This window comes from Sphingorhabdus sp. (assembly GCF_044239045.1).
Taxonomy (GTDB): Bacteria; Pseudomonadota; Alphaproteobacteria; order Sphingomonadales; family Sphingomonadaceae; genus Sphingorhabdus_B.
The window spans coordinates 38,145-59,523 of record NZ_JBIICD010000002.1; the positions used below are offsets into that span (position 1 = coordinate 38,145).

20 protein-coding genes are annotated in these 21,379 nt (G+C 55.0%); 11 read left to right on the forward strand and 9 right to left on the reverse strand.

The features are described 5' to 3' along the window. Positions 1-31 precede the first annotated feature (31 nt). From dapA to alaS, 8 genes are all read left to right on the forward strand, one after another. The gene (gene dapA, locus ACILP4_RS01025; protein ID WP_395618901.1) at positions 32-907 is read left to right on the forward strand and encodes a 4-hydroxy-tetrahydrodipicolinate synthase; all 876 of its coding nucleotides are present in this window, start codon (positions 32-34) and stop codon (positions 905-907) included. Beyond that, on the forward strand, positions 907-1,389 hold the full coding sequence (gene smpB / locus ACILP4_RS01030; RefSeq protein WP_125230014.1) for an SsrA-binding protein SmpB: 483 nt from the start codon (positions 907-909) through the stop codon (positions 1,387-1,389). Before dapA ends, smpB begins: the two co-directional genes overlap by 1 nt. Next, on the forward strand, positions 1,386-1,952 hold the full coding sequence (locus tag ACILP4_RS01035; RefSeq protein ID WP_395618902.1) for a DUF2062 domain-containing protein: 567 nt from the start codon (positions 1,386-1,388) through the stop codon (positions 1,950-1,952). The genes smpB and ACILP4_RS01035 overlap by 4 nt, the downstream gene beginning before the upstream one ends. 135 nt (positions 1,953-2,087) lie before the next feature. Continuing rightward, positions 2,088-4,487, forward strand: a complete 2,400-nt coding sequence (locus tag ACILP4_RS01040) for a response regulator (protein WP_395618903.1) — start codon at positions 2,088-2,090, stop codon at positions 4,485-4,487. A gap of 135 nt (positions 4,488-4,622) precedes the next feature. After that, a complete protein-coding gene (gene recA / locus ACILP4_RS01045; protein ID WP_395618904.1) occupies positions 4,623-5,702 on the forward strand; it encodes a recombinase RecA in 1,080 nt (359 codons plus the stop codon). Positions 5,703-5,875: 173 nt separating this feature from the next. After that, positions 5,876-6,694 carry an agmatinase gene (speB, locus tag ACILP4_RS01050; protein WP_395618905.1) on the forward strand — a complete coding sequence of 273 codons (819 nt, stop codon included), beginning with the start codon at positions 5,876-5,878 and terminating at the stop codon, positions 6,692-6,694. A 10-nt stretch (positions 6,695-6,704) separates the two neighbouring features. Beyond that, positions 6,705-7,331 carry a glutathione S-transferase family protein gene (locus ACILP4_RS01055; RefSeq protein ID WP_395618906.1) on the forward strand — a complete coding sequence of 209 codons (627 nt, stop codon included), beginning with the start codon at positions 6,705-6,707 and terminating at the stop codon, positions 7,329-7,331. 64 nt (positions 7,332-7,395) lie between these two features. Continuing rightward, positions 7,396-10,038, forward strand: a complete 2,643-nt coding sequence (gene alaS / locus ACILP4_RS01060) for an alanine--tRNA ligase (RefSeq protein WP_395618907.1) — start codon at positions 7,396-7,398, stop codon at positions 10,036-10,038. Here alaS and ACILP4_RS01065 read toward each other — a convergent pair. Together ACILP4_RS01065 and ACILP4_RS01070 are read right to left on the reverse strand one after the other, a co-directional pair. Further along, a complete protein-coding gene (locus ACILP4_RS01065) occupies positions 10,035-11,795 on the reverse strand; it encodes a cation:proton antiporter (RefSeq protein WP_395618908.1) in 1,761 nt (586 codons plus the stop codon). The two genes, alaS and ACILP4_RS01065, sit on opposite strands and share 4 nt — an antisense overlap. Positions 11,796-11,894: 99 nt before the next feature. Beyond that, positions 11,895-13,115, reverse strand: coding sequence for an NADP-dependent isocitrate dehydrogenase (locus ACILP4_RS01070; protein ID WP_395618909.1), 1,221 nt, complete (start codon positions 13,113-13,115; stop codon positions 11,895-11,897). 151 nt (positions 13,116-13,266) lie between these two features. Between ACILP4_RS01070 and ACILP4_RS01075 the strand changes: the two genes are divergently transcribed. From ACILP4_RS01075 to ACILP4_RS01085, 3 genes are read left to right on the forward strand one after another with little or no spacing between them, the layout of a single operon-like run. Continuing rightward, positions 13,267-14,001 carry a phosphatidylserine decarboxylase gene (locus ACILP4_RS01075; protein ID WP_395618910.1) on the forward strand — a complete coding sequence of 245 codons (735 nt, stop codon included), beginning with the start codon at positions 13,267-13,269 and terminating at the stop codon, positions 13,999-14,001. 32 nt (positions 14,002-14,033) lie between these two features. Further along, positions 14,034-14,768: a CDP-alcohol phosphatidyltransferase family protein gene (locus ACILP4_RS01080; RefSeq protein WP_395618911.1), complete on the forward strand. Its 735-nt coding sequence runs from the start codon at positions 14,034-14,036 to the stop codon at positions 14,766-14,768. Between the two features lie 54 nt (positions 14,769-14,822). Beyond that, positions 14,823-16,163, forward strand: a complete 1,341-nt coding sequence (locus ACILP4_RS01085) for a DNA recombination protein RmuC (protein ID WP_395618912.1) — start codon at positions 14,823-14,825, stop codon at positions 16,161-16,163. Between the two features lie 3 nt (positions 16,164-16,166). Here the strand turns inward: ACILP4_RS01085 and ACILP4_RS01090 are convergent, their stop codons facing one another. The 7 genes from ACILP4_RS01090 to ACILP4_RS01120 are packed head-to-tail and all read right to left on the reverse strand — an operon-like array spanning position 16,167 to position 21,346. After that, positions 16,167-16,979 (reverse strand): TrmH family RNA methyltransferase, encoded by an 813-nt coding sequence (locus ACILP4_RS01090; RefSeq protein ID WP_395618913.1) that lies wholly within the window; start codon positions 16,977-16,979, stop codon positions 16,167-16,169. Continuing rightward, entirely contained in the window at positions 16,979-17,257 is a 279-nt protein-coding gene (locus ACILP4_RS01095; protein WP_395618914.1) for an HPr family phosphocarrier protein, read from the reverse strand. Before ACILP4_RS01095 ends, ACILP4_RS01090 begins: the two co-directional genes overlap by 1 nt. Continuing rightward, complete coding sequence (locus tag ACILP4_RS01100; protein WP_295491264.1) at positions 17,254-17,658, reverse strand: PTS sugar transporter subunit IIA; 405 nt, start codon at positions 17,656-17,658, stop codon at positions 17,254-17,256. Before ACILP4_RS01100 ends, ACILP4_RS01095 begins: the two co-directional genes overlap by 4 nt. Continuing rightward, on the reverse strand, positions 17,655-18,620 hold the full coding sequence (rapZ, locus tag ACILP4_RS01105; RefSeq protein WP_395618915.1) for an RNase adapter RapZ: 966 nt from the start codon (positions 18,618-18,620) through the stop codon (positions 17,655-17,657). Before rapZ ends, ACILP4_RS01100 begins: the two co-directional genes overlap by 4 nt. Next, positions 18,617-19,090, reverse strand: a complete 474-nt coding sequence (locus ACILP4_RS01110) for an HPr kinase/phosphorylase (protein WP_395618916.1) — start codon at positions 19,088-19,090, stop codon at positions 18,617-18,619. Before ACILP4_RS01110 ends, rapZ begins: the two co-directional genes overlap by 4 nt. After that, positions 19,087-20,670 (reverse strand): ATP-binding protein, encoded by a 1,584-nt coding sequence (locus ACILP4_RS01115; RefSeq protein ID WP_395618917.1) that lies wholly within the window; start codon positions 20,668-20,670, stop codon positions 19,087-19,089. The genes ACILP4_RS01110 and ACILP4_RS01115 overlap by 4 nt, the downstream gene beginning before the upstream one ends. Further along, entirely contained in the window at positions 20,639-21,346 is a 708-nt protein-coding gene (locus ACILP4_RS01120) for a response regulator transcription factor (protein WP_395618918.1), read from the reverse strand. The genes ACILP4_RS01115 and ACILP4_RS01120 overlap by 32 nt, the downstream gene beginning before the upstream one ends. Positions 21,347-21,379 lie beyond the last annotated feature (33 nt).

Here is a 21,379-nt window from a genome sequence, read left to right on the forward strand (position 1 = left end):
TCAATTTGAATCAGAATGAAAGTCATATAATATGTTTTCCGGATCAATACCGGCTCTAGTGACTCCTTTTTGCGACGGAACGTTTAGCGAAAAGCATTTTCGTGCGTTGATCGATTGGCAAATCGAGCAAGGTTCGAGCGCGCTTGTGCCAGCCGGGACCACAGGTGAGGCGTCCACGCTGTCTAATGCGGAGCATCATCGGGTTATTGAAGTATGCATTGAACAGGCCGCTGGACGTGTGCCTGTTATTGCCGGTTGCGGTTCAAACGACACCAACAACGCTATCCTGCATCTCAACTTTTCCAAGAAAAGCGGTGCTGCTGCTGGACTTGTGGTTGCCCCTTATTACAACCGACCAAATCAAGAAGGCATTTACGCGCATTTCGAACATATGACGAAAAAGAACGATTTGCCGATATTGCTATACAATGTGCCGGCGCGCACGGTGACCGACATTAAGCCTGAAACCGTCGCCCGTCTGGCACAACTACCCACCGTCATTGGTATCAAGGATGCCAGCGGCGACATGCCGCGCGTTACCGACCATCGTTTGGCTTGTGGGCCGGACTTCTGTCTGTTGTCCGGCGTCGATGAACAGTCTCTCGCGTTCAACGCAGCGGGTGGAAAAGGCTGTATTTCGGTGACGGCGAATGTCGCGCCGAAGCTATGCGCAGAGTTTCAGGCGGCTTGTGCGTCGGGTGACTATGATTTGGCGCGTGCGCTGAATGACAAGCTCTATCCCTTACATTTGGCATTGTTTTCCGATGCGTCCCCCGGTCCAATCAAATATGCTTTGTCTTGCGTCATCGAAGGCTTCCCAACGGAGTTGCGTTTACCCATGACCCCGCCGAGTGAGGCGAGTTGTCGTCAGGTTGATGCCGCTTTGGAGAATGCAGGCCTCATTTAATGACTCGTCCAAAGCCGGAAGCATTTAACAAAGTTAAAACGGTCGCTGAAAACCGGCGGGCGCGCTATGACTTTCATATTGATGACAAATATGAAGCTGGTATCGTCCTGACAGGCACCGAAGTGAAATCCTTACGTTTTGGCGAAGGTTCAATTGCCGAGAGCTATGCCGAAGTTCGCGATGATCAAATTTGGCTGATTAATGCCAATATTCCCGAATTCAGCCACGGCAACCGGTTCAATCATGAACCAAAGCGCCCGCGCAAATTGCTCCTTAATGAACGTGAAATAAATAAGCTGCATGGCGCGGTGATGCGGCAGGGTATGACGCTCGTTCCGCTCTCGATTTATTTTAATGGCAGGGGTAGGGCGAAAGTGGAGCTGGCCCTTGCAAAGGGTAAAAAAGCCCCAGACAAACGTGCGACCGAAAAAGAGCGCGATTGGAAGCGGGAACAAGGACGAATCATGCGGGATCGCGGATGAGTAAATTTAACGCCTGGTTTAATAAGCAAGCGCCGACGCGCGACAGCTTTGAACGTAGCCGTTTTCTGCGTCCTTTTGCGCAACGCGTTTTCCATCCGGCGTTATGGCGTTTCACCCGCCGTTCGGTGCCGCGCGGCGTCGCGCTGGGGTTACTGGTCGGCATTTTCCTGTTGATACCGGGCATCCAAATTGCTGGCGTAGCCTTATTGGCGCTGCCATTCCGCGCCAATATTCCCATTGGCGCGGCGATGACCTTCCTTAGCATGCCAGCGACTACGCCGTTCATTCTATTCGGGTCGATCTATGTCGGTGAATCCGTTTTGCGGTTAAACAATGGTTCTGGCCGCTTTTATGAACTCATCGAAACAGCCGCGCCTTTATCTGCCTGGGGCGACTATGTCTGGAACGAGGCGCCTCTGGCACTTGTTCAGGGGATTGCAGGGCTCGCCATTATTTCAATCGGTGCTGCGGTCGTCGGTTACTTTGTTGCCGCGTGGTTCTGGAGGTGGCGTATCAGTGCCAAATGGCGTCGTCGGTCGAAGTCATTTCCGTCAGGTAAATGAAGCTCGGTGGGTTTGCAGCAGTTCCACTAGGCTATTACGAAATCTTGACAAATCACACGATGCGTTCCAGCCCTAGGGCAGGGTAAATTTCACCATAAGTCTGAGCCGCAGGATCTTATCGGGTAAGGGGCCGTTTTGAAAAAGATATCGCCGCCGACAGATGTTCAGATACTTGGCGGGGATGTCGAGCTATCTTCGCGACGGGATTTACAAAAGCTTGGAACCTTGGTGCTGACGAGCATATTGTCGCTCGCAATTCTTTGGTTCTCCACTAAAAATGTCATCCTTCTGGGGGCAACCGTTGCTGCGATAATCGCTGTCGCTGGCCTTATTCATTTTTTCCGTAGCGGACCTGCTGTTGAGGGCGCGTCTGCGCTTTCAGTACCCGACTGGTCGATAACCCATGCGGCAGTTCAGTTGAACAATGCTGCCATCGCGATCAGCGACAGGGCGGGTCATTTGGTTTGCGCCAATGACCATTTCACGAATGCCTTTCCGGGATTGAAAGCTCCACCAGATATTGGATTGGATAATGCTAATCGCGCCTTACTGGATGCCGCGGCTTCTGCGGCATGGCGCGACGGAAACGCCGATGTCGCGGCGATCGTAAATGAGAGGCGCGCCTATAGCGTGAAAGTCGCTCGCGTAGGCATGGCCGACGAATATCTGATGTGGCATTTTGTGGCGGCCGAGGAAATCGACATGGAGCGCCGCGCGATTGAGATGATTACGGGGCATATCGGCGCAGCCATGTCCAGCAGCGGTGTGATGGCGCTCGCCGTGACCACAGATGGCAGAGTGTGTGCGGCCAATGACGCTTTTGCATCACGCGCGGCTAGCGGGGATCAGCAGCCTATTCTTGGTCGGCTCTTTGCCGATTTTGTCCGGATGGATGAGAAAGGCAGCGTGTACTTTGAAAGTGAAGGGCTCTGGGGTTTGCCAATCCGGTTGCTGCAGGTGCCTTTGGACGAACAAAATGCTGAAAGCGCGGCGCTTTTGCTAGTGGTCGATGAAGAAAGCGCGAAAGTGGATCGCGGCTTGGCACTGGCACATGTGGAACAATTGCTATCGACGCTTCCACTGGGGCTTGCCCTAGTTGATCGTGATGGACGGTTTCTGTTTGCCAATGACGCCTTTGCGCGCGTTCTAGGCGTTGAGGCGCATATACTCCCACCTTATCCCGCCGACCTTGTTATCAATGAGGATAAGGGCGCGGTGCTCGAGAGCATTCGCCGCTATAGCCGCAGGTCGATGACCTCTGGCGATATCGCGATCCGGTTGAAAGAGCGGCCGGACGAGGTGATCGCTTTATCGATTGCAGGGGTGCGCGGATTGGGTGAGGCTGCAGTGTTGCTCGGGCTGAAAGATGATAGCGAAGAGATTATTCTGAAACGCCAAGTTGCACAGCAGACGAAGATGGAATCCATTGGTCAGCTTGCGGGGGGTGTTGCGCATGATTTCAACAATATCCTGACTGCGATCATTGGCTATTGCGACCTGATGTTGATGCGCCATCAGCCCGGCGACAACGATTATGACGATATCCAGCAGATCAAGAATAACTCCAACCGTGCAGCCAGCCTGACGCGCCAGTTGTTGGCTTTTTCGCGTCAGCAAACCTTACGTCCGCAAATCTTGCAACTCGCCAATGTGGTGGCCGATGTATCCAACTTGTTAAAGCGGCTGTTGGGCGAGACGGTGCAGCTTGAGGTGCATCATGGGGTCGGTGTTGGCGCAGTGCGGGCTGACCCGGGGCAACTTGAACAAGTCATCGTCAACTTGGGCGTGAACGCGCGTGACGCCATGCCCAAGGGTGGCGTCGTCCATATCCGCACAGCGGCTGTCAGCCAACGTGAAGTCGCCGCTATGGGCCGCGAATTTTTGCCCGTCGGTGATTATGTCCAATTGTCTGTCGAAGACAGCGGCGTTGGCATTCCGAAGGAAAATCTGTCGAAAATATTCGAACCGTTTTTCACCACTAAGGAATTGGGGAAAGGCACAGGGCTTGGTCTGTCGACTGTCTACGGTATCGTCAAACAATCGGGCGGGTTTATTTTTGCAGACTCTCAACTAGGAAAGGGAACGCGGTTTGACATCTTCTTGCCAGCCTACAGTGGCGATGTCCCCGCGCCAGACACTGGCAAGCGCGAATCCTACATACAAAAGGAATTTTGGGGCAGCGGCCGGATATTGATCGTTGAAGACGAGGATATGGTGCGCGCTGTGGCTGAACGGGCGCTGGTACGGCAAGGTTATGTGGTGGAAACCGCGGGCGATGGCGAACAAGCGCTGAAACTCTTTGCCGACGGGAAGCGTTATGATCTGGTTATATCCGATGTCGTAATGCCGCATTTGGATGGGCCATCGATGGCACAACAATTGCGCAAAACTTATGGGGATGTCCGTTTGCTGTTCATCTCTGGCTATGCCGAGGAACAATTGCGCCAAACGATCAGCCTCGACAATGTCGCGTTCTTGGCTAAGCCTTTTTCTGTCCAGCAAATTGCCGAAGCGGTTCAAGACGCGCTTGCATAGGGTAATCAGGTTAGATATTGAAATAGAACATGTAAATTTTTTTGTTCCACTCTTGTTCTTTAAGAACAGAACGCGTACATAGGTGTTGTTCCGGGGAGGTTTTTCGGAATAGGCATGACGCTAAGGAGTGGAAAAATGGCAGCAAGTCTCAAGATAATTGATGGGAATCAGGCAAACGGTATGAAAAATTCGGAACGTGAAAAGGCATTAGAAGCTGCCTTGGCGCAGATTGATCGCGCATTCGGCAAGGGTTCGGCGATGAAGCTGGGCAGTCGTGAGGCGATTAGTATTGATGCTGTGTCGACGGGTTCGCTTGGGTTGGACATCGCGCTTGGCATTGGTGGCTTGCCCAAGGGGCGCGTGATTGAAATTTATGGCCCTGAAAGTTCGGGTAAGACGACATTGACCCTGCATGTGATTGCAGAGGCGCAAAAGGCAGGCGGCACAGCGGCATTCATTGACGCAGAGCATGCGCTTGACCCCGCTTATGCCAAGAAGCTTGGTGTGGATGTCGACAATTTGATTGTGTCGCAGCCGGATACAGGTGAGCAAGCGCTGGAAATTGCCGACACGCTGGTGCGTTCAAACGCGGTGGACATCATCGTCATCGATTCGGTCGCGGCACTTGTACCGCGCGCAGAAATCGAAGGTGAAATGGGCGACAGCCATGTGGGCCTGCAAGCCCGTTTGATGAGCCAAGCGCTGCGCAAGATTACCGGTTCGATTAGCCGGTCGAACTGCATGGTCATCTTCATCAACCAAATTCGTATGAAGATTGGTGTCATGTATGGCTCGCCAGAAACAACAACCGGCGGCAATGCGTTGAAATTTTACGCTTCCGTGCGTTTGGATATCCGCCGCACAGGCCAGATCAAGGCAGGTGAAGACATTGTCGGCAATACGACCCGCGTGAAGGTTGTGAAGAACAAGGTGGCACCGCCATTCAAGCAAGTCGAATTTGACATCATGTATGGCGAAGGCATCTCCAAAACGGGTGAGTTACTTGATCTGGGCGTAAAGGCTGGATTGGTCGAAAAATCGGGTAGCTGGTTTAGCTATGACTCGATCCGCATCGGCCAAGGCCGCGAGAATTCGAAAAGCTATCTGACAGAAAATCCGGAGGTAGCGGCTCGGTTGGAAGCCGCCATTCGCGGAAAGACCGAGGAAGTCGCAGAGGTCCTGATGACAGGGCCAGATGCGGACGACGACGTTTAGGATTTTTAAGAACAAGCGCGGTCTTGCCTGAGGCCGCTGCTTTCGGCCCGCCCCGGTCCACCCTGGGGCGGGTCATTTTGCTTTGTGATGGAGGTGCCCTCGAGGTTCCGGCTGTATGGCTTGCAGTGCGCTAATATCTTGACAGGCAGGATAGCAGGACCACTACTAGCTGCATGCGTCCCGTCATTCATCTCATAGGATTACCGACCGATCAGAACAGCTCGTTCGAACGCGGCGCGGCCTTGGCACCACCAGCCATTCGCGCGGCATTGTGGAGCGACAGAGGCAATCTTTCCGCCCAGTCGGGTTTTGAAATCGGCGTCGATATCGCGCTCAAAGATATTGGTGATTTGCCCTTATCGGACGTTGACTGCGCTGCCGATGACACCCTGATTGCAGAGGCGGTCACTGAGACAATCAACGCAGATGCTATCCCGCTGGTACTTGGCGGGGATCATGCGGTGAGCTACCCTGTCGTTGCGGCGCTGGCGGCGCGGCATGGACCACTGAACATCCTTCATTTTGATGCCCATCCCGATCTATATGCTGATTTCGAGGGCAATCCGCGCAGCCACGCCTCGCCCTTTGCACGCATATTGGAAGGGGGGCATGCAAAGCATATTGTTCAGGTTGGCATTCGCACGCTGAACCAGCACTGCCGCGCACAGGCGGCGCGTTACAATGTCGAAATTTTACCGATGCTTGACTTTGATCTCGGGATGGTGCCGATCCTTGATGGCCCATTATATATCAGCGTTGACCTTGACGGCATTGACCCGTCCGAAGCGCCCGGTGTGGCACATCCAGAACCCGGTGGCTTAACGGTCCGCGAAGTCCTGTCCATCATTGCCAAACAACGCGCGCGGATCGTGGGCGCGGACATCGTCGAACTTAACCCCAGGCGCGACGTGAACGACATAACGGCTATCGTCGCGGCCAAGCTGGTGCGCGAAATCGCGGCGCAAATGCATCAAAATTACGACCATTTATAAGGAAGCAGGCATGACCATCATCGTACACCATCTCAACAATTCGCGTTCGCAACGCATCTTGTGGCTGCTTGAAGAGCTGAACCTTCCTTATGAAATTCGCCATCATGCCCGCGATGCCGTTACCAATCTTGCGCCCGAAGCGTTATTGAAGGTCCATTCTTTGGGTAAATCGCCGTTGATAGAAGATGAAGGTAAAATCATTTACGAATCTGGCGCAATCGTTGAATATCTGTGCGCGCGGCATAATGGGGATCACCTCGTTCCTGCGCGTGGCACGGACGCGCACATCCGCTATCTGGAGTTCATGCATTTTGCCGAAGGCTCGGCGATGACACCAATCTTGTTGAATCTGTACACGGCACGGTTGGGCGACGCTGCGGCGCCTTTGCATCCGCGTATCAATCAGCAACTCGACAGCCATTTTGCGTTCATGGACGACAATTTGAAAGCGACAGGCTGGTTTGTGGGGGATGCCCTCACGGGCGCGGATATCATGATGAGCTTTCCGGCCGAAGCCGCGGTGAAAATGGGCCGCGCAGCAAATCTGCCAAACCTCACTGCTTTTGTTGAAAAAATCCATGCCCGCCCAGCCTATCAGGCCGCTCTGCAAAAGGGCGGGCCATATGCCTATGCATGATGGTGCCCGCAAACTGCATATCCGGCTTGCAGCGCGGCGAGTCGTTCCCTAAGTCGCTGTCATTATGACATCGACCAATGATATTCGCCGCGGCTTCCTCGATTATTTCGGGGGTGCCAATCATGACATAGTGCAGTCTGCACCGCTCGTGCCCTATAATGACCCGACATTGATGTTCGTCAATGCCGGCATGGTGCCGTTCAAGAACGTGTTCACGGGCCTTGAAAGTCGCGAAACACCGCGTGCAGCCTCAAGCCAGAAATGCGTGCGGGCCGGGGGCAAGCATAACGACCTCGACAATGTGGGCTACACGGCGCGGCACCACACGTTTTTTGAAATGCTCGGCAATTTTTCGTTCGGCGATTATTTCAAAGAGCAGGCGATTACCCATGCTTGGACGTTGTTGACCAAGGAATGGGGGCTGGACCCCGCACGGTTAACGACCACCGTCTATCACACCGATGATGAGGCGTTTGAACTGTGGCGCAAAATTGCCGGCCTGCCTGAAGAACGCATCATCCGAATTTCAACCAACGACAATTTCTGGTCGATGGGCGACACTGGTCCTTGCGGACCGTGCAGCGAGATATTCTACGACCATGGCGACCATATTTTCGGAGGACCTCCGGGAAGCCCCGATGAAGATGGCGACCGTTTTGTCGAAATTTGGAACCTCGTGTTCATGCAGTTTGAACGGCAGGACGACGGCACCGATGTGCCATTGCCCAAGCCGTCTATCGATACGGGCATGGGGCTGGAGCGGATTGCTGCCGTTATGCAGGGCGTAACGGACAATTACGACACCGATACGTTCAAGGCGTTGATCAACGCGTCAGAAGAGCTCACGGGCACAAAGGCGGTTGGCGAACAAAAGGCGAGCCATCGCGTCATTGCGGACCATTTGCGCTCGACCAGCTTCCTGCTTGCCGATGGCGTGATGCCGTCGAATGAGGGCCGTGGCTATGTTCTGCGGCGGATCATGCGCCGCGCCATGCGCCATGCCCATATTCTTGGTGCGAAAGAGCCGTTGATGCACCGCTTGGTCGGAAGCCTCGCCGCCGAAATGGGCGCCGCTTATCCTGAATTATTGCGCGCGCAGCCCATGATTGAGGCGACGTTGAAGCAAGAGGAAACGCAGTTCCGCCGGACGCTGGATAAGGGCATTAAGCTGCTCGACGAAGCAACCGCTGGCATGACACCGGGTGATGTTTTGGCAGGTGACACAGCGTTCAAGCTATATGACACTTACGGTTTCCCATATGACCTGACCGAAGATGCGTTGCGTGCGCAAGGCTTTGGTATTGATCAGGCAGGCTTTGAAACCGCGATGAACAATCAAAAAGCAATGGCGCGCGCTGCATGGAAGGGTTCTGGCGCAAAGGCTTCGGATGATGTCTGGTTTGACATTGCCGAACGTGTCGGTAGCACCGAATTCACAGGCTATGCCGCCAATGAGGGCGAGGGGCAGGTGGTTGCGCTCGTGAAGGATGGCACAGAAGTGCAATCGGCGGGCGCCAAAGACACAGTCACGGTCATCACCAACCAAACGCCATTTTACGGCGAGAGCGGCGGCCAGATGGGTGACGCTGGCGTAATTTCCAGCAGCAATATGCGTGGCGAAGTGACGGACACGGCAAAGCCCTTAGGCCGTTTGCATGCCCATCAGGTCATAATTGGCACAGGCGAAATAAAAGTCGGCGATTTCGTGACGCTGAAAATCGACACCCAGCGTCGTAACACGTTGCGAGCGAACCATAGCGCCACGCACTTACTACATGCGTCATTGCGCGATCGCTTGGGCGAACATGTAACGCAAAAAGGCAGCATGGTGGCGCCGGATCGCTTGCGGTTCGATTTTTCGCATAACCAGGCAGTTACTCCGCAAGAGATTGCGATGATCGAGGCGGACGTAAACGCCCAAATCCGCGGCAATGACGCGGTGACGACGCGTTTGATGACCCCCGATGATGCCGTCGCTGCGGGCGCGCTAGCCTTGTTTGGCGAAAAATATGGTGAAGAAGTCCGCGTGCTGACGATGGGTAAGAGCGAAGACACGCATTATTCGTTGGAACTGTGCGGCGGCACCCATGTTAACGCCTTGGGCGACATCGCTTTGTTCACGATTATCTCCGAAGGCGCAGTGGCAAGCGGTATTCGCCGCATCGAGGCGCTGACGGGTGAGGCGGCGCGCTTATGGCTTGTTGGCCGTGAGACGCAGTTGAAGAATGTGGCCGCAATGTTGAAGACGGCGCCGGACGAAGTAAGCGTGCGTATCGAAACGCTCATGAACGAACGCAAGCGGATGGAGAAGGAACTGTCCGAAGCCAAGACCGCGCTTGCGCTGTCTGGTGGTGGTGGTCCGAAGGCAGAGGCCGAACAAATCGGTGGTGTCACCTTCATGGGGCAGGTTATCGCTGGCATTGAACCAAAAATGCTCCGCGGCCTTGCCGATGATCAGATGAAGGCCATTGGCACGGGCATCGTGGCCATCATTGCTGCCAATGAAAACAGCAACACGGTTGTAGTTGCCGTCTCGCCTGCCTTGCATGGCACCGTAACCGCGCCTGACCTTGTGCGTGCGGCGACCGAGGCCATGGGCGCGCAGGGCGGTGGCGGACGTCCCGATATGGCGCAAGGCGGTGGTCCTGCAGGTGCCGATTTGGCGCAAGCCGCGTTGGATGCGATCAAGGCGAAAATCGCGGGTTAAGAGGTGATTTTGAGCTTGGGGGCCTCCTCAAGGCCCCCGGCTTCTTTAATCTGCCGCCTGAATTCGTCGCGCTTTTCGTGGATTGATGCGATGACGGGACCCATGGCAACGCCAAGGTCTACTAACACAGCCTCCGATAGCTGAAGCGAGCTTTCCAGCGTTTCGGGCACGGCGTCAGTGACGCCCGCTTGATAGAGTCGCGCGGCATGATCCGGATCACGCGCGCGCGCTACTATGGTGATATCGGGTAACCATTTACGAACGCGCTTGACGATATGTTCGGCCAATACCGGTTGGTCCATTGTCAGGATTAGGGCCTTGGCATGACCCAAGCTCAATTTATCCAACGTCTCGGGCCTTGAGATGTCACCATAAACAACCTTGTAACCCCCGCGCCGCGCCGCGGCTACCGCGTCGATATTGGATTCCACGGCAACATAAGGCTGGCCATGCATGATTAGCATGTCAGCCACCAGATTTCCGACCCGGCCAAAACCAATTACGACCGTTCGTGGTTCATGCGTTGGGTCTTGTTCGTAGATCTCCTCATCACTCTCTCGCAACTCCAGACGGCGGGCCATATCATGACCGATGCGCGCCAATATCGGCGTGATCGTAAGGCCAACTGCGGTGGCCACTTGCCAGAAATTAACGGTGGCAGTGTCAATGATCTGCGCTGCGCCCGCGACGCCTAAGACGATGAGAGTTGTTTCGGACGGGCTGCCCATAAGGACGCCTGTTTCGGCTGCGGTACCCGTTCGTGCCCCGTTCAATTTCAACAAAATTGCCGTCACAGCGGCTTTAACAAGCACCACCGCCGCCACGGCACCAACCAAGGCGGCCCAATTGGCAGCGACGAAACGCAAATCGACCTGCATGCCAATGCTGATGAGAAAGACACCCAGCGCTAACCCTTTGAAGGGCGCAGTCATAACACCCACTTCATTATGATAATCGGTCTCGGCGATTAAGAGACCAGCGATCATTGCACCCACTATGGGCGAGAGGCCAACTGCACCCGTCGCCAGACTTGCAACAATGACGACGAGCAAGCTGACCGATACAAATAACTCAGGGCTTTTTGTGCGTGCGGCTTGTCCGAATAAGCGGGGCAGGAAAAATCGGCCAAGCACAAGCATGGCAACGATGACAAGGCCACCTTGCCACAATACGGTGACGAGACCTGACCATGAATCCGCGCCGGCTTGCGGCGCCAATGCACCCAAAATGAATATGATCGGCACAATGGCCAAATCTTCGAAAAGCAACATGGCCAGCGCGGACTTGCCAACGGCGGAATGCGTGCCGGATATTGGGATTACCAAAGCCGTCGACGAGAGCGCTAATGCAATCCCAATGCCGATCGCGGCGGTCGCGCCATATCCGAAAGCATATAAACCAGCCGCAATAATCAAGCCCGCGCCAAATAATTGCGCTGCGCCGACGCCGAACACCAAGCGCCGCATTTTCCATAATCTACGGAAGGATAGTTCAAGACCAATGGAAAACAGCAATAAAATAATGCCATATTCGCCGATGGGATGAATAGCCTCTGGATTGGTGATGGTGACCCATTCGAGCATTGGGTACATGGACACCAAAGATCCAAGTCCCATTGGGCCGACCATTATGCCGACCAATATGAAGCCAATGATAGGCGTAATGCGAAGCCGGGCAAATGCAGGGATGACTATTCCCGCTGCGCCCAATATTACGAGCAGATCGCTAATGCCTTCGGTTTGTAGTTCACCTGCCATAGCTGCATTTACGCACAGGCGGCATAAGAATGAAAGGGCAGGGCAATAAAAAAGCGCGGGAGTTGCCCCCGCGCTCTTTCATATTCACATGCGCTGGCGTTACATCCAGCTACCCATTTTGATTTCGAGATTGGCGCGAACCTGCTCAAAAAACTGCTCTGTGGTCATCCAAGCCTGATCCGGACCGATAAGGATCGCGAGATCCTTTGTCATATGGCCATCTTCAACGGTTTGAATGCAGACTTCTTCCAGCGTTTCGGCAAAGCGCGTGACTTCAGGCGTTTCGTCGAACTTGCCGCGGAATTTAAGTCCGCCCGTCCAAGCAAAAATGGACGCAATCGGGTTGGTTGAGGTTGCCTTGCCTTGCTGATGTTGGCGATAGTGGCGCGTAACCGTGCCGTGCGCGGCCTCGGCTTCAATGGTCTTGCCGTCTGGTGTCATCAGGATGGAGGTCATCAGGCCGAGTGAGCCGAAACCTTGTGCAACCTGATCAGACTGCACGTCGCCATCATAATTCTTACAAGCCCAGATGAACTTGCCTGACCATTTCAGCGCCGATGCGACCATGTCGTCGATCAAACGGTGCTCATAGACAATGCCCAAGTCTTTGAACTTTGCTGCAAATTCGGTTTCGTAAACTTCCTGGAACAGATCCTTGAAGCGGCCATCATAATATTTGAGGATCGTGTTCTTCGTCGACAAATAGACGGGCCATTCGCGGGTCACACCATAGTTTAACGACGCACGGGCAAAGTCGCGGATGGAATCGTCGAGATTGTACATCGCCAGCGCAACGCCAGGCGAGGGGTAACGGAATACCTCTTCGTCAATTTTCTGCCCATCATCGCCATCCCAAACGAGACGCAGCGTGCCAGGACCGGGAACCAGGAAATCAGTCGCGCGATATTGGTCACCGAACGCATGACGGCCAATCACGATGGGGTCCGTCCAGCCCGGAATCAGGCGCGGTACGTTTTCGATGACGATTGGCTCGCGGAAAACTACGCCGCCCAAAATGTTGCGGATCGTGCCATTGGGCGATTTCCACATCTTCTGTAGGCCGAATTCTTCAACGCGCGCTTCATCTGGCGTGATCGTGGCGCATTTTACGCCGACGCCAAATTCGCGGATAGCGTTGGCGGAATCGACGGTGACCTTATCATTGGTCTTATCGCGATATTCCATGCCAAGGTCGTAATATTTCAGATCGATATCAAGATATGGCAAAATGAGTCGTTCACGAATCCATTCCCAGATGATCCGTGTCATTTCGTCGCCATCAAGCTCGACAACGGGGTTTTTGACCTTAATTTTTGTCATATGAGAAAGCACTTTCCATTAGGGAGATGGGATGTTGAGCGGTGCCATAGCAAAGTCTGCCGTTTGTTCAACTGCATCGCCAATAATGTCTGAAATGGCTGAAATTGTATCTTAGGTTGTAAGATGGCAGCGCATCCCCTAGCTAAGTCAGATGAGTAGACAAGAATTGACAAACCGCGGTGCCGGGGTTGCGAAATGGTCGTTTCCACCCGTCCACCCTGAGGGCCGCAAGTTCGGACTTATCGCCGCAGGCATAACCCTGTTTTTCGCTTTTATGGCTTGGGAAACGCTGGCTTGGCCGATGGGAGCCGTCACCATATGGACGCTGGCTTTCTTTCGTGACCCTGCGCGTACGACGCCAATTGACGAGCGGTTTATCGTGTCGCCCGCCGATGGGCTTGTTACGTTAATCGAACAAGTCCTTCCGCCGCAGGAACTTCGCGGACCCGATGGCTTGGGTGACCAGCCCATGACCCGCGTGTCGATTTTTATGAGCGTTTTTGACGTTCACATTAACCGGACGCCCATTCGCGGCACAATTACGCGCGTTGTCTATATCGCGGGTAAATTCCTCAATGCCGACCTTGATAAGGCGAGCGAAGAAAATGAACGCCAACATTTCCTCGTGGAACGTAGCGATGGCGTGCGTATCGGCTTTACGCAAATCGCTGGCTTGGTTGCGCGCCGCATCATCGCCTTTGTGAAAGAAGGCGACAATGTTGCCAATGGGCAGCGGGTAGGCTTAATCCGTTTTGGTAGCCGCGTTGATGTGTATTTGCCGCACGGCACGGCATCGCGCGTAATCAAGGGGCAGCGTTGCGTTGCTGGAGAAACGGTTCTCGCCGAAATCGGCGTTGACCAGGACCTGATCGCCGTCGCGCATTGATGAACGCGCAGCCCTCTCGTCCTGGCATATCCTTGCGCGCACTTGCCCCTAACGCCGTCACGGCGCTAGCGCTCTGCACGGGCTTGTCCGGCGCTTGGTTTGCGATGCAGGGGCGCTGGGAAAATGCCGTTGCCGCGATCGTGGTTGCCGGCGTGCTCGATGCCATGGATGGCCGTATCGCGCGAATGTTGAAAGGCGAAAGCCGTTTTGGCGCTGAACTCGATTCGCTGTCGGACGTCATTGCCTTTGGCGCCACGCCTGCTTTGATCATATATATGTGGGTCATGCAGGACATGCCGCGCTTTGGTTGGACCATATCGGCATTCTTCGTGCTGTGTGCGGCATTACGTCTGGCAAGGTTTAACGCACAGATTGATACAGAAAACCAACCGCATAAGTCTGCTGGCTTCAACACCGGCGTTCCGTCACCAGCGGGGGCGGCGATGGCTTTATTGCCGATGATGATATGGTTTGAAACTGGGGCGGATTGGGTGCGCGATTATCGCTTCATTGCGCCATGGCTGTTGCTGTGTGCGCTTTTGATGATTTCCAATGTTGCGACCTTTAGCTGGTCGTCGATCAAGGTGCGCCGAAGCCTGCGTTTTATGGCGTTGGCGGTCCTTGGCCTGTTTACGGCAACCTTGGTTGCGGCGCCATGGGTTGCGCTCATCGGTGTCGGCGTCATTTATATCGCTCTGCTGCCGTTGAGCGTGATGAGCTACGCACGGGTAAAGACAGCGCGACGGAACGTCACCGAAGCCACTTGACCTTCGCCCTTCAGGGGCTATGTTCCAGTTTCGTTCTAATCTTGGAGGTGGCCGTTGGAGCCGTTGATCGTCATTGTCGTCGTGGTTTTTGCTTTGTTGGGCGGGCTGTTGCTTGGCTGGTTTGCGGGCAGCCGCATGGGCAAAGCAGGGCAGGAAACGACCACGCAGTTGCGGGCGATGCTGGATCAGGTGGTTGTCGAGCGGGACAGTGTAAAGGACCGCTTGGCGCGGCTTGAAACCAGTTTGGAAGAACGCGAGCGGAGCTTTGAAGAACAGATCGCGGCGTTAGGCAATGCGAAAGAAAACCTGTCCGCGCAATTTGGTGAGATTGGCCAGAAATTATTGGGCGAGGCGCAGGCCGCGTTCCTGCAACGCGCCGATGAACGCTTCCATCAGGCCGGCGAGAAGAATGAAGAGCGGCTGAAGCAGTTGCTGGGCCCGGTAGGAGAAAAGCTGAAGGCTTATGAAGAGCAGGTCGGCAAGATCGAGAAGGACCGGACCGAAGCCTATGGCGATCTGAAAGGCTTAATCGGTGAAATGCGCTTGGGTCAGGAACGCGTGTCGAGCGTCGCTTCTGGCTTAATGAACTCCTTGCGAAATGCGCCCAAGGCGCGTGGGCGCTGGGGGGAGCAGCAGTTGAAGAATGTGCTCGAAAGCTGCGGCCTGTCGGAGCATGTCGATTTCGATCTGGAAACCAGTATCGATGTTGGTGATGGTTTACGGCTGCGGCCGGACGCCGTCATCCATGTCCCCGGCGGCAGGACGTTGGTGATCGACGCCAAGGTGTCCTTAAACGACTATCAGGACGCATTTGACTCAGTGGATGATGATGTCCGTGCGGTTGCCATGGCGCGCCACACGCAATCCATGAAGAACCATATCGATGGCTTATCGCGCAAGGCCTATTGGGATCAATTTTCCGAAGCGCCCGATTATGTCATCATGTTTGTGCCGGGTGAACATTTCCTTGCGGCAGCATTGGAGCATGAGCCGCAATTGTGGGATTTCGCCTTTGATAAGAAAGTTCTGTTGGCGACGCCGACAAACTTGGTCGCCATTGCGCGCACCGTTGCCAGCGTCTGGCGGCAAGAGGGGCTAGCGCGCGAGGCGAAGCAAATCGGGGCACTTGGCAAGGAAATGTATGACCGTATTGCGGTGGCGGCACAGCATCTGAAATCGGTCGGTAGCGGGCTTTCGTCGGCGGTGAATAATTATAATAAATTTGTCGGTAGCTTCGAACGCAATGTCATTTCGACGGGACGGAAATTTGCCGATCTGAACATTGAAACCGGCAAGCGTGAGTTGGAAGAGGTTCCTGTGGTCGAAGCTTTGCCGCGTTATGGCGAGGGGGAAATGTCGCAACCGATTGAGGACCAACGCGACGCTAATGCCTGAGGCCTAACGAGCTTCGGAATGCCGAAACTGATTCAGGACCTCATAGGCCATAACCGCAGTGGCGACCGCCGCATTTAAGCTGTCCGCCTTGCCCCGCATGGGCATTTTGACCAGTTGGTCGCATGCGGCTTCATAATCGTCCGGCAGGCCCTGCGCCTCATTACCCGTCAGGATGAAGCATGGCGCGCTGTAGCGGGCAGCTTGGTAATCGGTGTCGGTCTGCAGGCTGGTGCCGACCAATTGGCCTTCACCCGATCGCAACCAAGCGGTGAAGTCTTCCCACCGGCATTGCACGATCTTTTGCGTGAAAATGGCGCCCATGCTGGCGCGGACGGACTCCACAGAAAACGGGTCGGTGCAATCATCAATCAGGATCAGGCCGCCAGCCCCCACCGCATCGCCGGTGCGCAACATCGTGCCAAGATTGCCCGGATCACGCATGGATTGCGCCACAAGCCAGATTGGAGCTGCCGTGCGATCCACGTCCGCCAATGCGGTTCCATGGTCGCGATAGACGCCCACTACGGTTTGGGCGTTGTCCTTTCCGGACAGCTTCGCCATGATCTCGGCACTGGTTTCGATAACGTCGCCATTATTCGCAAGAACTTCGGCCTCTAACGCCACCTCAAGGTCGTGTACGGGCCGGTCTTTAACGCGAAACAGCATTTCGGGAAGAAATCCTGCTACCCGCGCCTCGGTCATAATGCGCAGCCCTTCGGCAAGGAATAGCCCGGCGCGTTTACGAAGCTTCTTTTCACGAAGCCCGCGTATTTCCTTTAACAGCGGGTTGGAAAATCCGGTAATTTCACGGCGCATCAATCTTCGCCAAAACCGTCGACTACCAAACCGACCAGCTTTTCAATCGCGAGTTCGGCCTGTTCACCTTCGACATGAATCGTGATTTCGCTACCCTTGGCCGCGCCCAGCATCATTAAGCCCATGATGGAAGTGCCAGTCACGGATTGACCATCCTTTTCGACCTCAACGCTGATCCCTTCGGGTAAACGGGACACGAAGGTCACAAATTTTGCGCTGGCACGGGCGTGGAGGCCCTTTATGTTAACAATAGTGACGGTGCGGCTGATCCGGGTCATCTTGACGCTTCAAGCACTTCAGACGCAACACTGATATATTTACGTCCTGCTTCACGCGCGGCTGCGACCGCTTCTTTCACGTCGAGGTTCTTGCGCGCGCTATCTAGGCGGATAAGCATCGGGAGGTTCACGCCCGCGATCACTTCAACGCGCCCACTATCCAGCAAGGAAATGGAGAGATTTGAGGGCGTTCCCCCGAATAAATCGGATAGGATGATGACGCCTTTACCGGTGTCGACCTTTTTGATGGCTGCCGCGATTTCATTGCGCCGCGCTTCCATGTCATCATGCGGGCCGATGCAGATGGTCGCGACATCCTTTTGTGGCCCCACAACATGTTCAAGCGCGACCAGAAACTCGTTCGCCAGTTTGCCATGCGTGACTAAAATCAAACCGATCATGTGATGTTGCTGCCTTGTCGCGACGTTACTCTGTCTGCGCCGTTAGCAGGCTCTTCCAGCGCGTCAATTGGTCTTGATGCCAGATCGCGATGTGCCACCTGCAAGGTAAAGCCATCTTCACGCAACCAATTGCCAAAAGTTTCCGCAACATGCACGGACCTGTGACGCCCACCCGTGCACCCAAAAGCGATGTTGACATAAGCCTTCCCCTGCGCGTCGTAGAGCGGCAGCAGGAAACCCAGCAGGTCACGGATTTTCTGCAAGGCTTCATCATATTTCGGGTCGGCGGCAACATAATCGGCAACCGCCGCATCCAAACCTGTCATGGGCCGCAAATGGCTGTCCCAATGCGGGTTCCGCAAAAAACGCAAGTCGAATAGCAGGTCGGCATTGTGCGGGACCCCGCGCGAAAAGCCAAAGCTTGAAACCGTGATATTAGTGTGCGGGGACGTATCACTGCTAAATCGTTCACGGATGACGACTTGCAAATCATGTGCCGACAGCTTGCTGGTATCAATCACGGACTCCGCCCATCGGCGAAATGGCTCCATCACGGACCGATCAATGGAGATGCCGTCCATCGCGGGCCGGTCTTGAGCCATGGGATGACGGCGGCGGGTTTCCGCATAGCGCCGTTCAATCTCGACGCCCGCGCAATCCAAAAACAGTGTCATTATCTCTAGATTAGGTTGGGACTGCAGCTTCTTGATTTGCTGAATCAATGCCTCCGCGTCAAACCCGCGTGTGCGGCTATCAAAACCCAGCGCCAGCGGAATATTCGGCCCGTCTTCGCCACCCGATGCGGGAATTTTAAGCAACTGGCCTGCCAGCTTGATTGGAAAATTGTCGACCGTTTCCCAGCCAATATCTTCCAGTGTTTTCAGCGCGGTGGTCTTGCCGGCCCCGGATACGCCCGTAACCAGCAGGATTTTCTGTGTTTCGGAAGCTGCGTTCTTGGTCACATTGTTACGCTTTCATTGAATGCGGCGTCCGCGTTTGCCAATGGGTGCAATCCCGCATCAATAACCGAGCGCAGCGCCCATTCCACCTTTATTGCACTGCTGGGGTGAAAAGGGGGCAGCCTGAACATCGGTACCGAATACCCCGCTAAAGAGATGCGCTGATGTTCCGGCGGCATGCGGTCCACGTCCTGTGCCAATTGCACGATGAGGCGCAGTGGCGCGGAATGGACGAAATCGATGGAGCATATCCCGATACCACGCACTTCAATTTTTCCAGCTATATTCGGTGCACAGGCCAGTAGTGGCAGGCTGTTGCCGCTTTCGATGTTTACGACATCGTCGCAGATGAGTTTTGCACCCCGGTCAATCAGGCGAAGCGCGAGGTCTGATTTCCCGCTACCGGAGGGTCCAAGCAGTAACAGCCCGTTGCCCTGTATGGCGACTGCGCTGCCATGGACCATCGCAGTCATGGGCGTGTTGCCGCAGCTGCGCAGGGCAGGGCGATTTCGAAACATGCCCCGCCTTTGCCATCGACCCGGTCGCGCACGCCAATGCGCCCATGATGTCCTTCGATAATTGTTCGCGCAATCGCGAGGCCAAGCCCGCTATGCTTGCCGAAATTCTCGGTCGCCGGCCGTTCACTGTGGAAACGCCGGAAAATAGCCTCCCGATCTTGTGGGGGCACTCCAGGGCCTTCATCGCTGATCCGGATGATGACGTCTTCCTCAGCCAGTGTCGCGGATATTTCGACAACTGCCCCCGGCGGGGAGAAGGACACCGCATTGTCGATCAAATTGGTCAACATGCGTTCAAGACGGACATCTTCGCCCATGACGGTCGTAATATTCCGGCGCGGTCGTGCAAAGGCAATGTTGACGTCTTTGTCGCTGCCCCGGTCTTCGCGTGCCTGAAGCAATTGTTCGATCATATCGCCAAGGTCGATGGGTTCAAATTTTGCCTTGGCCAGTTGCGAATCCACACGGCTGGCGTCGGAAATATCGCTGATAAGGCGGTCCATGCGCTGAACGTCTGCTTTTGCAACGTCCATGAGTTGTTTCCGCAATTGGGGATCTTCGATCCGCTCTGCGCCGTCTAGCGCCGACCGTAACGAAGCGAGGGGATTTTTGATTTCATGCGCGACATCGGCAGCAAAGGCTTCGGTCGCGTCGATCCGCTGGCGTAGCGCAATGCTCATATCCGATAGCGCACGCGCCAGCATGCCAATTTCGTCGCGACGCGAGGGCAGGCGGGGAACGGTAACTTCTTGGGCGCGGCCCAGCCGCACCTTTACAGCGGCGCGGGCCAAATGGCGCAATGGACGAACAATGGTGCGGGCGAGGAATACAGAGAGCAGAACGCCGATGCCAAGCGTGAATAGGAAAAACATGCCGACGTTGAACCGCTCTGCGCGGACGAACAAGCGGATGTCGCGTTCATTGGCAGTTGTTAGCACAGTCAAGCTTCGGTCGCGCGCCGTTGAGGCAGCGCTAATCATGTGCGTGAGGTCTGGCGCAAAGCTTACCTTTGATGCGGCATTGGAAGGCGTTGCCGCGCGAATTTCTGGCCATGCCGAAGGGATGTCTTCTGCAGGTTCAACATAGCGTTCCAGCTTGGCCGCGCCGACCAGAAAATCGAATAAGACATCAATCCACCGCGCCGCGATTTTGGGCCAGGGTTCGCTGTCGGGGTCGCGAAAGACATAAGTGGGTTCGCGGCCCGCAAAGCTGTCCAATATTTTCGTGCCGTCTTGATCGTAAACCCGAATGCGCGACAGGTTCAATTGACCAAATTTGGCGATATAGTCATCTCGCTTTTCCGGGGCGATAAGTGGCAGGCTGGACACAAGGAAACTGGCCTGAACGCGGGCTGCGTTTTCGCGCTCGGCGATTAAGCGGACGCGATAGCTGTCGAGGAAGAACAGACCGGCGCCTAACAGAGCAAGTACGAAGAGGTTGACGGCAAGTATACGGGCGGTCAGCGATAACCCCCGGCTCCATCCCAGCTGCAAATGCGCGGGCTCAGCTGTCTGCGAAGCGATATCCGGCCCCATAAAGCGTATCAATAGCGGTGAATTCAGGGTCAATTTCACGGAATTTGCGCCGGAGCCTTTTGATATGGCTGTCAATGGTGCGGTCATCCACATAGACGTCGTCCTGATACGCCGCATCCATCAGCTGGTCCCGGGTGCGCACGACGCCCGGTCGGTTGGCCAGCGCCTCAAGTATCATAAACTCTGTCACCGTCAGCGTAAGCGACTTCCCATCCCATCTGACATGGTGGCGAGCCGGGTCCATTTCCAGCTTGCCGCGGACCATCGGTTCTGGTTCGGGCTCTGCCTCACCGTTGCCGGGGGCTTTATCATAGGTTGCGCGTCGCAATATGGCTTTTACCCGTGCAATCAACAGGCGTTGTGAAAATGGCTTAGTTATATAGTCATCAGCACCCATGGCGAGACCAAGTGCCTCATCCAGTTCCTCATCCTTTGATGTGAGGAAGATGACGGGCATGTCGCTTTTTTCGCGCAACCGCCGCAGCAATTCCAGCCCGTCCATGCGCGGCATTTTAATATCGAAAATGCCAAGATCTGCGGGATTTTCGAACAAAGCCTTTAACGCCGTTTCGCCGTCCGAATAAATCCGCGTCACATATCCTTCTGCCTGCATCGCAATCGATACAGAGGTCAGGATGTTCCGATCGTCATCAACCAAGGCGATATTTGCGCTCATATCTCAACTATAGGGTGGCAAACGCGGGGGTTC